This is a genomic window from Nocardioides sp. SR21, from assembly GCF_022761125.1.
In the GTDB taxonomy this organism is placed as follows: Bacteria; Actinomycetota; Actinomycetes; order Propionibacteriales; family Nocardioidaceae; genus Nocardioides.
The window spans coordinates 373,753-387,807 of sequence record NZ_JAKWJR010000002.1; the positions used below are offsets into that span (position 1 = coordinate 373,753).

12 protein-coding genes and 2 tRNA genes are annotated in these 14,055 nt (G+C 71.2%); 11 read left to right on the forward strand and 3 right to left on the reverse strand.

All coding sequences use genetic code 11. The annotated features are described in order from the left end of the window. Positions 1-38 precede the first annotated feature (38 nt). The 6 genes from MJ604_RS05095 (at position 39) to MJ604_RS05120 (ending at position 5,941) form a co-directional block, all read left to right on the forward strand. Positions 39-2,399 (forward strand): penicillin acylase family protein, encoded by a 2,361-nt coding sequence (locus tag MJ604_RS05095; protein WP_243057213.1) that lies wholly within the window; start codon positions 39-41, stop codon positions 2,397-2,399. Between the two features lie 23 nt (positions 2,400-2,422). After that, the gene (locus tag MJ604_RS05100) at positions 2,423-3,232 is read left to right on the forward strand and encodes a fumarylacetoacetate hydrolase family protein (protein ID WP_243057214.1); all 810 of its coding nucleotides are present in this window, start codon (positions 2,423-2,425) and stop codon (positions 3,230-3,232) included. Beyond that, positions 3,229-4,695, forward strand: coding sequence for a glutamate--tRNA ligase (gene gltX / locus MJ604_RS05105; protein WP_243057215.1), 1,467 nt, complete (start codon positions 3,229-3,231; stop codon positions 4,693-4,695). The genes MJ604_RS05100 and gltX overlap by 4 nt, the downstream gene beginning before the upstream one ends. A 1-nt stretch (position 4,696) precedes the next feature. Further along, a complete protein-coding gene (locus tag MJ604_RS05110) occupies positions 4,697-5,653 on the forward strand; it encodes a CPBP family intramembrane glutamic endopeptidase (protein WP_243057216.1) in 957 nt (318 codons plus the stop codon). Between the two features lie 44 nt (positions 5,654-5,697). After that, positions 5,698-5,769, forward strand: a tRNA-Gln gene (locus MJ604_RS05115). A 99-nt stretch (positions 5,770-5,868) separates the two neighbouring features. Then, positions 5,869-5,941: transfer RNA gene (locus tag MJ604_RS05120), tRNA-Glu, on the forward strand. Between the two features lie 70 nt (positions 5,942-6,011). Here the strand turns inward: MJ604_RS05120 and MJ604_RS05125 are convergent. Together MJ604_RS05125 and MJ604_RS05130 are read right to left on the reverse strand one after the other, a co-directional pair. Beyond that, on the reverse strand, positions 6,012-6,884 hold the full coding sequence (locus tag MJ604_RS05125; RefSeq protein ID WP_243057217.1) for a MerR family transcriptional regulator: 873 nt from the start codon (positions 6,882-6,884) through the stop codon (positions 6,012-6,014). A 3-nt stretch (positions 6,885-6,887) separates the two neighbouring features. Beyond that, positions 6,888-7,310, reverse strand: coding sequence for an SRPBCC family protein (locus tag MJ604_RS05130; protein WP_243057218.1), 423 nt, complete (start codon positions 7,308-7,310; stop codon positions 6,888-6,890). A 132-nt stretch (positions 7,311-7,442) separates the two neighbouring features. Here MJ604_RS05130 and MJ604_RS05135 point away from each other — a divergent pair, with 132 nt between their 5' ends. Genes MJ604_RS05135 through MJ604_RS05155 form a run of 5 tightly spaced genes read left to right on the forward strand, consistent with a single transcriptional unit; the run spans position 7,443 to position 12,609 of the window. Beyond that, positions 7,443-8,705, forward strand: a complete 1,263-nt coding sequence (locus MJ604_RS05135; protein WP_243057219.1) for an NAD(P)/FAD-dependent oxidoreductase — start codon at positions 7,443-7,445, stop codon at positions 8,703-8,705. After that, the gene (locus MJ604_RS05140; protein WP_243057220.1) at positions 8,702-9,436 is read left to right on the forward strand and encodes a DUF1365 domain-containing protein; all 735 of its coding nucleotides are present in this window, start codon (positions 8,702-8,704) and stop codon (positions 9,434-9,436) included. The genes MJ604_RS05135 and MJ604_RS05140 overlap by 4 nt, the downstream gene beginning before the upstream one ends. Next, positions 9,433-10,653 (forward strand): cyclopropane-fatty-acyl-phospholipid synthase family protein, encoded by a 1,221-nt coding sequence (locus MJ604_RS05145; protein WP_243057221.1) that lies wholly within the window; start codon positions 9,433-9,435, stop codon positions 10,651-10,653. Before MJ604_RS05140 ends, MJ604_RS05145 begins: the two co-directional genes overlap by 4 nt. Next, on the forward strand, positions 10,650-11,360 hold the full coding sequence (locus tag MJ604_RS05150) for an SDR family oxidoreductase (protein ID WP_243057222.1): 711 nt from the start codon (positions 10,650-10,652) through the stop codon (positions 11,358-11,360). Before MJ604_RS05145 ends, MJ604_RS05150 begins: the two co-directional genes overlap by 4 nt. A gap of 10 nt (positions 11,361-11,370) precedes the next feature. Further along, positions 11,371-12,609, forward strand: a complete 1,239-nt coding sequence (locus tag MJ604_RS05155; RefSeq protein ID WP_243057223.1) for a deoxyribodipyrimidine photo-lyase — start codon at positions 11,371-11,373, stop codon at positions 12,607-12,609. Here MJ604_RS05155 and MJ604_RS05160 read toward each other — a convergent pair. Beyond that, positions 12,573-14,051 (reverse strand): amidohydrolase family protein, encoded by a 1,479-nt coding sequence (locus tag MJ604_RS05160; protein ID WP_243057224.1) that lies wholly within the window; start codon positions 14,049-14,051, stop codon positions 12,573-12,575. The two genes, MJ604_RS05155 and MJ604_RS05160, sit on opposite strands and share 37 nt — an antisense overlap. Positions 14,052-14,055: the final 4 nt, after the last annotated feature.

Sequence of the window (14,055 nt, forward strand, 5' to 3'; positions counted from 1 at the left end):
GCATCCGTCGACGATGTGACGTCGGTTACCTTTCGGTAGTGAAGCTTCTCCAACGCCCTCTCATCGCGATCACCAGTCTCCTGCTGCTCGCCCCGGCGACCGCCGCCGTGGCCGCCTCCGCGCCGGCCGCGAGTCCGCGCGCCGCGGCCACCACCGTCCAGGCTCCGGCGTACGACGTCACCATCAAGATCACCGAGCACGGCATCCCGCACATCACCTCGGACACGTTCGAGGGCATGGCGTACGGCGCCGGCTGGGCCACGATGTCCGCCGCGACGTGCAACCTCATGGACACGCTGCTGACCGCGCGGGGCCTGCGCTCGAAGTACCTCGGCGCGGACGCGACGTTCCAGGACAACGTCGGCGGTTCCGGGACGAACCTCCAGTGGGACACCCTGGTCACCGACCTGCACGACCGCCAGGTGGTCGAGAAGCTGCTGGCGAACAAGGTCACGGGGCCGACCGACCGCGCCAAGGCGATGGTCGTCGCCGAGACCGCCGCGTTCAACCGGTGGCTCACCGAGAACGAGATCACCGACCCCGCCTGCGCGGACCACGAGTGGATCAAGCCCGACATCACCACGACCGACGTCTGGTACGCCTTCTACCTCGCGCAGCTGATCTCCTCGACCACCCGCCTGCTGCCGCAGATCACCAGCGCGACGCCGCCGGCGACCAAGGCAGGTGCGAACCCGGCCGCGAAGCCGACCCTCGACGGCTGGACGGACTTCCAGGAGCAGGACTTCGGCTCCAACGCCACGGCCGTCGGCGGTGACGACACCTCGACCGGCCGCGGCATGATCCTCGGCAACCCGCACTTCCCGTGGCTCGGCCGCTACCGCTTCACCCAGATGCACCTGACGGTCCCCGGCAGGTTCAACGCCTCGGGCGGTGCGCTGACCGGCTTCCCGGCGATCAACATCGGCTTCAACCGCAACGTCGCGTGGAGCCACACCGTCTCGACCGCCTACCGCTTCACGCCGTACCAGTACACGACGGCCGGCACCCCGACCAGCTACAAGACCCCGAACGGCACCGCCGAGCTCGACCGGCGCGACGTGCAGGTCCAGGTCAAGACCGACGACGGCGTCGAGACCGTGACCCGCACGCTGTACCGCACCGGGCAGGGCTACGTGCTCTCCGCGCCGAGCCTGTTCATGCCGTGGACCGCCACCAACTTCTGGGCGGCGCGTGACGCCAACGCCGAGCACCTCCGCGCGTTCGACACGTTCCTGTCGATGGGCATGGCCGGCTCCGTGCGCGACCTGCTGAAGCGCCAGGACCGTGGCGGCGGCATGCCGTGGGTGAACACCATCGCCGCGGACCGCAAGGGCGACATCGTGTACGCCGACCACTCGGTCGTCCCTAACGTCACCGACGAGATGGCCAACCGCTGCATGACCGGCGCCGGCCGGCTGATCTTCTCGCAGTCCGGCCTGCCCGGCCTCGACGGCACCCGCGCCACGACGGACTGCAAGTGGGGCACCGACAAGGACGCGCAGCGGCCCGGCATCCTCGGCCCGAAGCGCCTGCCCGAGACGTTCCGTCGCGACTGGGTGATGAACGCCAACGACTCCTACTGGGCGCCCAACGACAAGGTCCGCCTGACCGGCTTCCCGCGGATCATCGGCTGCGAGGACTGCGAGCGGACCATGCGCACGAAGGTCGTGATGGCCTACGTCCGCGACCACCTGAAGCAGGGCAAGGAGACCCCGGCGACGCTGGCGTCGCACCAGCACGCCAACCGCGTGTACGCCGCCGAGGTCGCCCGCAAGGGCGGTCGCCTCGACCAGATCTGTGCCGCGACCGGCGAGACCGAGGCCTGCCAGATCCTGCACGACTGGGACGGCCGCTCCGACGCGACGTCGTCGTCGGGCGCCGCGATCTTCCAGGAGTTCATGTACCTCGTGCCGAAGGCCGGGCTCTGGGAGGTGCCGTTCGACGTCAAGAAGCCGTTCACCACGCCGAACACCATGTCGACCAGCCAGCCGGTCGTCGACGCGATGGCCGCGGCGATCGCCCGGGTCGAGGCCAAGGGCCTCGACAAGACGTACGGCGAGCTGCACCACTCCGGCGACCGCGGCTCGGCCGGCTGGCCGCTCGGTGGCGGCCTGGGCGACACCACGGGTGACGCCAACGCGGTCTCCAGCACGCTGGGCGACCCGGTCCTCGACCCGGTGACCCGCGGCTCGTCGTACATCCAGGCGATCGCGTTCCTCGACAAGGGCGGCGTCAAGGCCCGCACGATCCTCACGTACAGCCAGTACGAGAACCCGACGTCGCCCTGGTCGGACGACCAGACGCAGCTGTTCTCCGAGGAGAAGTGGGTGCACGTGCCCTGGACCGCCAACCAGATCGAGCACCAGCTGGTCGACACGATCCACCTGACGGGGAACTAGCCGACCCTGGATAGGCTCGCCAGGTGCGTATCGCGAGATTCACCACTGGCGAGGACCCCCTGTACGGCGTGGTCACCGGCGAGCTCGACGAGTTCGGTCAGCCCGAACCCGACAGCGTGGTCGTCGCGCTCGCCGGCGACCCGCTGTACGTCGGCGTGAAGCTGCTCGACGAGGAGCACCGGCTCGAGGACGTTCGTCTCCTCGCGCCGGTGCTCCCGCGCAGCAAGGTCGTCGGCATCGGCCGCAACTACGCGGCGCACGCCGCCGAGATGGGCAACGACGTCCCGACCGAGCCGCTGATGTTCCTCAAGCCGAACACCAGCGTGGTCGGGCCGGGCGACGCCATCTACTACCCGCGGCAGACGCAGAACCTGCACTTCGAGGGCGAGCTCGCCGTCGTGATCGGCCGGATCTGCCGCGACGTACCGCTGGAGCAGGCGACCGACGTGATCTACGGCTACACGATCGCGAACGACGTCACCGCCCGCGACCTGCAGAGGAGCGACGTGCAGTTCACGCGCGCCAAGGGCTTCGACTCGTTCTGCCCGCTGGGCCCGTGGATCGAGACCGACCTCGACCCGCACGACTTCGCCGAGGGCCGGCAGGTGCAGACGCACCTCAACGGCGAGCTCAAGCAGGACGGGTCCACCAAGGACCTGATCTTCGACATCCCGACGCTGATCGCGCACGTCTCCAGCGTGATGACGCTGCTGCCCGGCGACGTGATCCTCACCGGCACCCCCGAGGGTGTCGGACCCATGGAGGTCGGTGACGAGGTGGAGATCTCGATCGCCGGCCTCGGCACACTCACGAACAAGGTGGCAACCCGATGAGCACCCCGGTCCGCGTCCGCTTCTGCCCGTCCCCGACGGGCTCGCCGCACGTCGGGTTCGCCCGCACGGCCCTCTACAACTGGGCGTTCGCGCGCCATCACGGCGGCACGATGGTCTTCCGCATCGAGGACACCGACAAGGAGCGCTCCACCGAGGAGTCGTACGACGCGATGCTCGGCGCGATGCGCTGGCTGGGTCTCGACTGGGACGAGGGCCCGGAGGTCGGCGGTCCGCACGGGCCGTACCGGCAGTCCGAGCGCGGCGACCTCTACCGCGACGTGCTCGCGAAGCTCGCGGCCTCGTCGTACACCTACGACTGCTTCTGCACCAACGAGGAGGTCGACGCCCGGCGCAAGGCCTCCGGCTCCAAGGTGATGGGGTACGACGGCTTCTGCCGCGAGCTCTCCGCCGAGCAGCGCGCCGCCTTCGAGGCCGAGGGCCGCAGCTCGGTCGTGCGCTTCCGGATGCCCGACGGCTCCGTCACCTGGGACGACCTGGTCCGCGGCGAGATCACGTTCGAGACGCAGTACGTCCCCGACTTCGCGCTGTGCCGGGCGAACGGCGACCCGCTCTACACGCTGGTCAACCCGGTCGACGACGCGCTCATGGAGATCACCCACGTGCTGCGCGGTGAGGACCTGCTGTCCAGCACGCCGCGCCAGATCCCGCTGCACCAGGCGCTGATCGACCTCGGCATCGGCAAGGTGATGCCGCAGTTCGGCCACCTGCCGTTCGTGATGGGCGAGGGCAACAAGAAGCTCTCCAAGCGCGACCCCGAGTCCCACCTGTTCCTCTACCGGGACCAGGGCTACCTGCCGGAAGGCATCCTCAACTACCTGGCGCTGCTGGGCTGGGCGATCGCCCCGGACCGCGACATCTTCACGATGGACGAGATGGTCGCCGCGTTCGACATCAAGGACGTGAACCCGAACCCCGCCCGCTTCGACCTCAAGAAGTGCGACGCGATCAACGCCTCGCACATGCGGCTGTTGTCGGTCGAGGAGATCACCGACCGGGTGCTGCCGTTCCTGAAGGCCGACGGGGTCGTGTCCGACCCCGTCAGCGACGCGGACGCGCAGCTTCTCGAGCTCGCGATGCCGCTCGTCGCCGAGCGGATCAACAAGCTGTCCGAGGCCTCGGCCATGCTGGGCTTCCTGTTCGTCGACGAGGCCGCGTTCACGCGGGACGAGGCGGACGTCGAGAAGCTGCTGAACGACGACGGCCGCGCCGCGGTCACCCGGGCGCTGGCGAAGCTCGAGACGCTCGAGGAGTGGTCGACGGGCGCGATCCAGGAGGCGCTGCAGGCCGAGCTGGTCGACGCGATGGGGCTCAAGCCGCGCAACGCGTTCGGCCCGGTCCGCGTGGCCGTCACCGGTCGCCGGGTGTCGCCGCCGCTGTTCGAGTCGATGGAGCTGCTCGGCCGCGAGCGGAGCCTCGGCCGGCTGCAGAGCGCGCTGGCCTGACGTGTCGAGCGGAACCGGGCTGCCGTACCACCTGATCCACCGCGGCGGGCGGCCCGGCTGGTGGCGACCCCTGATCGGCGTCCTCGCGCTGATCGCGTCGTTCGTCGTGTTCGTGCCGCTGCTGGTGCAGGTCCCGTTCGCGGTCGGGCTGTCGCTGGCCGGGCGCGACGTCGTCGACGGGCTCGACGAGCTGCTCGACTTCGACGACCCGACGCCGCTGGGTCTGGCGTACCTGAACATCTCGATCGCCTGCGCGATCCTCGTGACCTGGCTGATCAACCGGGTCCTGCACGGGCTGAGGCCGGGCTGGCTGGCGTCGGTGATGCCACGGATCCGGTGGGGCTGGTTGCTGACGTGCTTCGGGATCTCGGTCGTCGCGCTGTTCGCGACGCTGGTGGTCTCCGCGCTGCTGCCGCAGCAGAGCGAGGGCACGGAGCTCAACGGCACCCTCAACGACTTCACCGAGACGACGCGCAACTTCCTGCTGGTCGTGCTGATCCTGACGCCGCTGCAGGCCGCGGGGGAGGAGTACGCGTTCCGCGGCTACCTCACCCAGGCGTTCGGCGGGCTCTTCGGGCGGGAGTGGGCCGCGGTGCTGTTCCCGGCGATCCTGTTCGCCGTCGCGCACGGCTCGCAGAGCGCGCCGATCTTCTTCGACCGGTTCGCGTTCGGCGTGGTGGCCGGCGTGCTCGTCGTCCGCACCGGCGGGCTCGAGGCGGGCATCGCGATGCACGTGCTCAACAACTGGCTGGCGTTCGGCATCGCGCTCGCGTTCGGCGACATGGCGTCCTCGCTGAACCCCACCGGCGGCACCTGGTGGTCGATCCCGGTGACGCTCACGCAGTCGCTCGGGTTCCTGTTCCTGGTGCTGCTCGCGGCCCGTCGGCGCGGGCTCAGGACGACGACCACAACGCCCGCAGGGCAGGGCGTTTTGGTGGGCCCCAGTCACGCCGTGTAAGGTTTCCGTCGGCTCGTTCCGGACGCCCGGAACGGCGCAGCCATTGGGATATGGTGTAATTGGCAGCACGACTGATTCTGGTTCAGTTAGTCTAGGTTCGAGTCCTGGTATCCCAGCGAAATCGTCGCCCACGGGCGGCGATTTTGAGCAAGACCTGGCCTTCGGCTAGAGTTTCGCTCGCTGTTCGAGGCCGGGAAACCGGTCGAGAACGACCTGCTCCGTTCGTCTAGTGGCCTAGGACGTCGCCCTCTCACGGCGGTAACACGGGTTCAAATCCCGTACGGAGTACACAGCACAGAAGGGCCCGGACGAGAGTCCGGGCCCTTCTGCATTTCTGCCGAGTCGGCGCGCGATCGACTCACGCGGTGGCGGCGTCGCGGCGCTGCTGGAGCCGCTCGGCGAGGAGCGCGGCCGCGGGGCCGACCTGGTGGCCGAGGCGCAGGCAGTGGTCGGGCGCCAGGTCCTGGAAACCACCGCCGACGGCGACCAGCACGTCGGGGGCGTGCTCCTGGAGGGCGGCGACCGTCTCGGTGAGGGAGGCGACGTCGCGCTCCATCGGGATGGCCAGGACCGCGGCATCGGCCGAGCGGGCGGTGACGGCGGTGACCCAGTCCTCGACGGGTACGTCGGCGCCGAGGTAGCTGGTCGCCAGCCCGGCCCGACGCGCGGCCGTCGCGAACGACATCAGCCCGAGGTCGTGGCGTGCCTTGGGCGGCAGGCCGATGACGATCCGCGGACCGACCGGCCCCTCGCCCGCCGCCTCGTAGGCAGCGGCCAGCCGGCGCACGACGCACCCGCTGACCAGGTGCTCGCCGGCCACCGACACCCGGCCGGCCTCCCAGCCGAGGCCGACCTCGCGCAGCGAGGGGAGCAGCCAGCCGTCGACGACCGACTCGAACGACGCGTTGTTGAACCGGTGCTCGAGCACCGCGGTCAGCGTCGCGAGGTCGAACTCCTCGGCGCCCTGGACGAGCGCGCGGTCGAACGACGGCGCGTCCTCGTCCACCTGCACCGCCGTACGACGCAGGACCTCGGCCGCCGCGAGGCGGGCCGACCAGCCCTCGTTGATCAGCGCGTTCATCGCGCTGAGGGCGCGCACCGCCTGCTCGTCGTAGAGCCGGTAGCCGGACTCGGAACGACGCGAGGTGCCGACGCCGTAGCGCCGTTCCCAGGCGCGGAGGGTCGACTCGCTGACACCTACGCGCTCGGCGGCCCGCTTGATCGTGTACATGGGTCAGCGCAGTGCGTCGCGCAGACCCTTCTCGGCCTCGTCGCCCAGGCGCTTGAACGCCGGGGACAACAGCGGCGCCACCAGCTTGGCGAAGCCCTTGAACGTGAACTCCGCGCGGTAGGTCAGCTCGGTGCCGGCCGGCGTGGGCGTCATGGTCATGGTGTCCTCGGAGACGACGGTCTTGTTCTCCCCGCGCAGCCGAAGCCGGCCGGGGGAGTCGGCCTCCTCCACGACGTACTCGAGCTGCGTCTCGCGGCCGAGGAAGCGCGACACGTTGCGGTAGCGGGTGCCGACGCCGCCGTCGCCCTCGAGGCGGGTCGTGCGGACTGTACCGGGATCCCACTCCTCGGTGGTGGTGAAGTCCTGGAGGTAGGCGAAGACCTCTTCCGGGGGTCGCGGGACCTGCAGCGTGCGGCTGATTTCCATGTCTGACCTAACCTTTGACAAACCTTGTACAAAGACCTTAGCGTCACGCCCACCGCCTGGCAATCACCCCGCCCAATCCGGGGAGTGCGCCGGCGTCGAACCACCCACAACCGAACGCCCGAGGAGCACCCCATGAGCCGCTCGACCGTTGCCGTCATCGGGGCAGGAGTGTCGGGGCTGACCGCCGCGCACGTCCTGTCCTCGGCCCGCGACGTCACGCTCTTCGAGGCCGACGACCGGCTGGGCGGTCACGCGCACACCCACGACGTCCCCGTCGGCGGAGACCGCACCGTGCCCGTCGACAGCGGGTTCATCGTGCACAACGAGCGGACCTACCCCCAGCTGCTGCGGCTCTTCGCCGAGCTGGGCGTCGAGACGCGGCCGACCGAGATGAGCATGAGCATCACCTGCACGTCGTGCGGGCTCTCGTACGCCGGTGGTCGCGGGCTCGGCGGCATCCTCGCCCAGCCGTGGCGGGCCGCGGACCCCCGGTTCGTGCGCACCCTCGCCGACGTCCCGCGGTTCCACCGCAACGCCCGCCGGCTGCTGGAGACGGAGGGCCCGGAGGTCACGTGGGGCCAGTTCCTCGCGGACGGCGGCTACTCCGACCACTTCGTCCGGCACTTCGCCGTCCCCCTCGTGTCCTGTGTGTGGTCCTCCGGCGACCAGGACGCGCTGGCCTACCCGGCGCGGCACCTGTTCGCGTTCCTCGAGCACCACGGGATGCTCACCGTGAAGGGCTCGCCCACGTGGCGCACCGTGGTCGGCGGCTCGCGGTCGTACGTCGAGCGCCTGGTCGAGCGGCTCCCCGACGTACGCCGCGGCGCGCCGGTCACCTCGGTGGTCCGGCACGACGACGGCGTCGACGTGATGACCGGTGACGGTCAGGTCGCGACGTTCGACCAGGTCGTCGTCGCCACCCACGCCGACCAGGCGCTGGCCCTGCTGGGTGACGCGAGCCCGGCGGAGAAGGACGACCTGAGCGCGATCACGTACTCGGTCAACCGCACCCTGCTCCACCGCGACGCGTCGCTGCTGCCCGCGCGCCGCGCTGCCCGCGCGTCGTGGAACCACCGGACCTCGTGCGGCCCGGACGCGGCCGAGAACGGCGTCACCGTGAGCTACTGGATGAACCGGCTGCAGGGCCTCGAGGTCGACGACGACCTCGTCGTCACGCTCAACGGCACGGACCTGGTCGCCCCGGATACCGTCGTGGCGGAGATGACCTACGCCCACCCGGTGTTCACGACGGCGGCGGTCGAGGCGGCCCAGCGGCTGCGGACGGCCGGCGGTGACCGGCTCGCGTTCGCAGGCGCCCACCTGGGCTGGGGATTCCACGAGGACGGCTGCCGCTCGGGCGTCGAGGCCGCGGCCAGGCTCGGGGTGACCTGGTGACCGCCGCGCCGGCAGTCCCGAGCCTCGTCATAGGCACGGTCAGCCACGCCCGCCGCGCGCCCGTGCAGCGCTCCTTCGAGCATGCGCACTACCAGTGGCTGGTCGACGTCGACCACCTGCCGAAGGTCCCGTTCCTCGCGCGGTTCGACGCCCGCGACCACCTCGACGGTGGCCGACGCGGCGGCGGCATCCGCGGCGACCTCACGCGGTTCCTCCGGGGGCGCGGGATCACCCTCGAGCCCGACGACCGGGTGCTGATGCTCGCCCACGCGCGGACGTTCGGTCACGTCTTCGACCCGCTCTCCGTGTTCTGGTGCCTGCGGCCCGACGGCGAGGTGCGAGCGGTGGTGTTCGAGGTGCACAACACGTACGGCGAGCGGCACGCCTACCTGCTCGACACCGACGAGCGTGGCCGCGGCTCGGTCGAGAAGGCGTTCTACGTGTCGCCGTTCAACGACACGGCGGGGCGCTACGAGGTCGGCCTGCGGCTCGAGGCCGACCTGGTGCGCGTGAGTGTCGCGCTCGACCGCGACCACCGCCGCGTGTTCACCGCTGTGACCACCGGTACGCCGGTGCCCGCGACGACCCGCGCGGTGCTCCGGACGTTCCGCCGCCACCTGTTCATGACCCACCGCGTCAGCGCGCTGATCCGCTGGCACGGCATCAAGCTCTGGCTCGCCAAGCTGCCCGTGCAGCCCCGACCCCCGCACTCCCAGGAGGCCGTCCGATGACCATCACCGCACCCTTGCCGCGGCAGTCCGCGCTACCGCGTGCCGACCTTCGCACGCTGCTCGCCCGCCGGATCATGAGGGCCGTGGTCGACCGCGTCCCGGTCGACGTGCGGATGCCGGACGGCAGGTCGCTGGGCCGCCGCGAGGGACCGGCGATCGACCTGGTCCGGCCCGACGCGCTGTTCCGGCGGATCGCGGAGCACCCCAAGATCGGCATCGGCGAGGGCTACATGGCCGGCGAGTGGCGCCCGGCCGAGGGCACCGACCTGGCGGCCGTGCTGCTGCCGTTCGCCGAGCGGGTGACGACCGCCGTACCGCCCGCCCTGGCGAAGCTGCGCCGCGTCGTGGACCGGCCGATCCCCTCTGCGGAGCGCAACGACCTGGCGGGCTCGCGGCGCAACATCGAGGCCCACTACGACCTCAGCAACGAGCTGTTCGCGGCGTTCCTGGACGAGACGATGATGTACAGCTCCGCGCTGTTCGACGAGAGCCTCCCGTTCGCCGGGCAGGACTTCTCCGAGGCCCAGCTGCGCAAGGTGCACGCGATCCTCGACATGGCCGAGGTGCGCGACGGCAGCCGGGTGCTCGAGATCGGCACCGGGTGGGGCACGCTCGCGGTCGAGGCCGCCCGCCGCGGTGCCACCGTCACGACCGTGACCCTGTCGAAGGAGCAGGCCGCGCTGGCCCGCGAGCGCGCCGACGCCGCCGGTGTCGGCGAGCGGATCGACATCCGGATCGAGGACTACCGCAACGTCACCGGTGAGTACGACGCCGTCGTCAGCGTCGAGATGATCGAGGCCGTCGGCGAGGAGTACTGGCCGACGTACTTCGCGACCCTCGACAAGCGCCTCGCCCCGGGCGGCATCGCGGCGATCCAGGCGATCCTGATGGGGCACGACCGCTACCTCGCGACCCGGCGGTCGTACGGCTGGATCCAGAAGCACATCTTCCCGGGCGGGATGATCCCGTCGCTGCAGGCGATCGACACCACCACGCAGCAGCACACCACGCTGCGCGCCGACCGGGTGCACGCGTTCGGATCGCACTACGCGGAGACGCTGCGGCGCTGGCGGCACACGTTCGAGGGCGTCGACCTGGCGTCGCTCGGCTTCGACGAGACGTTCCGCCGCAAGTGGGAGTTCTACCTGGCCTACTGCGAGGTGGGCTTCGAGTCCGGCTACCTCGACGTCGCGCAGATCCGGCTGGCGCGCCGATGAAGTACTGGATCATCGGGGCCAGCAGCGGCATCGGTGCCGAGCTCGCGCAGGAGCTCGTACGCCGCGGCGGCGAGGTGGCGATCAGCGCGCGCAAGGCCGAGGACCTGCAGGAGGTCGCCGGTGACGCGATGCAGGTCGTGCCGCTCGACGCGACCGACCGCGCGGCCGTGCTGGCGGCATCCGAGCAGGTGGGCGACGTCGACGTCGTCGTGTGGTGCGCGGGGTACTGGAAGCAGTTCGACGCGGCCGCGTGGGACGCCGACATCTTCGAGCGGCACATCGAGGTCAACCTGCTCGGGCTCAACAACGTGCTGGCCGCGGCGATCCCGCGGATGGTCAGAAACCGACGCGGTCACCTGGTCGGGATCGCGTCGGTCGCCGGCTACCGCGGGCTCCCCGGAGCGGAGGCCTACGGCGCCACCAAGGCCGCGCAGATCAACCTGCTCGAGGGCCTGCGCGCCGCGCTCTCGAAGCACGGGGTGCGGGTCACCACCGTGTGCCCGGGCTTCGTGCGGACGCCGATGACCGACACCAACGAGTTCCCGATGCCGTTCATGATCGAGGCCGACCAGGCCGCGCGGGCGATCGCGGACGGGCTGGAGAAGCACCGCACCGAGATCGTCTTCCCGCTCCCGATGGCCGTGACGATGAAGCTCGCCCGCCTCGTGCCGGTGCGCGCGTGGGCGGCGCTGACGAAGCAACGATGAGGGCCGAGCGATGACCTCGATCCTCTGGCTGCGGCGCGACCTGCGCCTCGACGACCACCCGGCGCTGCTGGCAGCGGCCGAGGACGGTCCGGTGGTCCCCGTGTTCGTCCGCGAACCTCGCCTGGGCAGGTCCGAGCGGTTGGACGCGTCGCTCGAGGCCTTCCGTGGGGCCACGGACGGCGCGCTGGTCATCCGCACCGGCGACCCGATCGACGTGATCCCCGACCTCGTCGACGAGGTCGGGGCGCGCAGCGTGCACGTCACCGAGGAGTTCACGCCGCACGCGCGGCGGCGCGACGCCGTGGTCGCCGAGCTGGTGACCCTGGTGGCCAGCGGGACGCCGTACGCCGTCCGGCCGGGCACGCTCCTCACCGGCGCGGGCACGCCGTACCAGGTGTTCACGCCGTTCGCCCGGGCCTGGCGCGACCAGCCCGTCGAGCCGCCCCTGCCGCGCCCGGACTCCGTGCGCTGGAAGACGGCTGCGGGGGAGGAGCTCGCCCGGCGCCGGCTGCGCGCCTTCCGGGACGAGGGCTACGCGGAGGGTCGGGACCGACCTGACCGCGACGACACCAGCCGGCTGTCCGAGCACCTGCGACACGGCGAGATCCACCCGCGCACGGTCCTGGCGAACGTCACCGACCCGACGTTCGTGACGGAGCTGATCTGGCGCGAGTTCTACGCCGACGTGCTGTGGAACCGGCCGGACACGGCGTGGGCGGACCTGCGCTCGCTGGACATGCCGTACGACGAGGACGGCGAGCTCGTCGACGCGTGGCGGGAGGGCCGGACCGGCTACCCGTTCGTCGACGCGGGGATGCGGCAGCTGCTCGCGAGCGGGTGGATGCACAACCGGCTGCGGATGGTGACCGCGAGCTTCCTCGTCAAGGACCTGCACGTCCGCTGGCAGGTCGGCGCCCGGTTCTTCCTGAAGCACCTCGCCGACGGGGACCTCGCCTCGAACAACCACGGCTGGCAGTGGGTGGCCGGCACCGGGACGGACGCGGCGCCGTACTTCCGGATCTTCAACCCGGTGCGACAGGGCCTGCAGTTCGACCCGGACGGCGCCTACGTGCGGCGGTGGGTCCCGGAGCTCGCACACCTACCGGGCAAGGCCGCGCATGAACCTTGGCGGCACGAGGACGGGTACGCCGGCAGCTACCCCGAGCGGATCGTCGACCACGACGAGGAGCGCCGCGAGGCGCTCGACCGCTATCAGCGGGCCTCGCCGCGGACGGGTCGTCCCGGGTAGGCGTCCACGTCGAGCGCGCCGTCGCGGATCACGAACTCGCCGCCGACGAGCAGGTGCCGGACGCCGCTGGACGGGCGGGTCGGGTCGGTGACGGTCGCGTTGTCGGTGACCGCGGCCGGGTCGAGCACGACCAGGTCGGCGTCGGCGCCGGGCGCGAGCAGTCCCTTGGCACGCATGGCCGGAGCGACCTCGTCGAGGACCCGGGCGGGCAGGTAGGAGCAGCGGCGGAACGCCTCGGGCCACGACCACAGCCCGTGCTCGCGCACCATCAGCCGCAGGCTGCGCGCGAACGTGCCGGACGTGCGCGGGTGGGTCTCGGCGCCGGTGGGCAGCGGCCACTCGCGGGTGTCCTCGCGGCGGTCCGGCCACTCGAGCGGCATCGCGTCGCTCGCGACGATCGCGTCGGGGTAGGCGAGCGCCTGGCGCAGCAGCGCCCGGTCCGACTCGTCGCGCTCGTCGAGGAACTCGACCACGCAGGTGGCGCCCGGGTCGGTCTCGCGCAGCTCCGCGAGGCGTCGTACGTCGGAGACGCGCTCGCCGCTGGCCAGCATCACGATGCTCGACGCGGTGAGGCCCCAGGCGTCCAGCCGCTCCGGGGCGAGGAAGAACGCGCCGATGCTGGTGCTGCCCATGCCGTACGGGTAGACCTCGACGGTGACCCGCGAGCCTGCGGTGCGGGCGTCGTCGAGGGTGCCGAGGACGCGGTCGACGTGCCGGCGCGAGGTGCTGTTGACGTGGCAGTGGTGCATCACGGCGCCGGTCTCCTTGGCCGCGATCGCGATCTCGCTGGAGCCGTCGATCGGCGTCGTCGGGTCGGCCTCGACGAGCTCACGCACGTGGGTGAACGTCGGGGCACCGGCGTTCGCCGCGAGCTGGGCGACGGCGAGGAACTCCTTCGGGTCCGAGCGGGGCGCGTAGCCCATCAGGATCCCGATGCCGAGCGCGCCCGCGGCCAGCTCGCCCTCGAGGAGCTCGAGCCAGGCAGCCAGCTCGGCGGGGGAGGACGTGCGCTGCCAGTCCGGGTCGCCGAGCAGGTTGGTCGACGAGTCGAAGCGGGCGGTCGGCGTGATGCCCGAGAGCACCTGGCCGCGGGCGTCGGCCCAGGACGCGGAGAAGCCGTAGTTCAGGACCCGGCCGGCCGCCGCGGCGTCGGCGTACGCCTTCCCGATCGGCATCAGGCCGGCCTCGAGGTCGAGGTTGGTGGTCACGCCGTCGAACGCCTGGAGCCGCTGCCCGGCGATCGAGTGCACGTGGCTGTGGAGGTCGACGAAGCCCGGGCCGACCACGAGGCCGGTCACGTCCACGACGGTCGCGTCGGCGTCGAGCACCGGCACGGTCGAGACGTCCACGACCTTCCCGTCACGGACGACGACGTCGGCGACGGTCTCCGTCCCGGCGGCGGGGTCGATGACGCGTCCACCGCGCAGGATCGTCGACTTCATCCCT

Coding starts and splice junctions, on each gene's coding strand:
- gltX (WP_243057215.1), top strand. CDS start 3,229: ATGAGCACCCCGGTCCGCGTCCGCTTCTGCCCGTCCCCGACGGGCTCG.
- MJ604_RS05125 (WP_243057217.1), bottom strand. CDS start 6,884: ATGTACACGATCAAGCGGGCCGCCGAGCGCGTAGGTGTCAGCGAGTCG.
- MJ604_RS05130 (WP_243057218.1), bottom strand. CDS start 7,310: ATGGAAATCAGCCGCACGCTGCAGGTCCCGCGACCCCCGGAAGAGGTC.
- MJ604_RS05135 (WP_243057219.1), top strand. CDS start 7,443: ATGAGCCGCTCGACCGTTGCCGTCATCGGGGCAGGAGTGTCGGGGCTG.
- MJ604_RS05145 (WP_243057221.1), top strand. CDS start 9,433: ATGACCATCACCGCACCCTTGCCGCGGCAGTCCGCGCTACCGCGTGCC.
- MJ604_RS05150 (WP_243057222.1), top strand. CDS start 10,650: ATGAAGTACTGGATCATCGGGGCCAGCAGCGGCATCGGTGCCGAGCTC.
- MJ604_RS05155 (WP_243057223.1), top strand. CDS start 11,371: ATGACCTCGATCCTCTGGCTGCGGCGCGACCTGCGCCTCGACGACCAC.
- MJ604_RS05160 (WP_243057224.1), bottom strand. CDS start 14,051: ATGAAGTCGACGATCCTGCGCGGTGGACGCGTCATCGACCCCGCCGCC.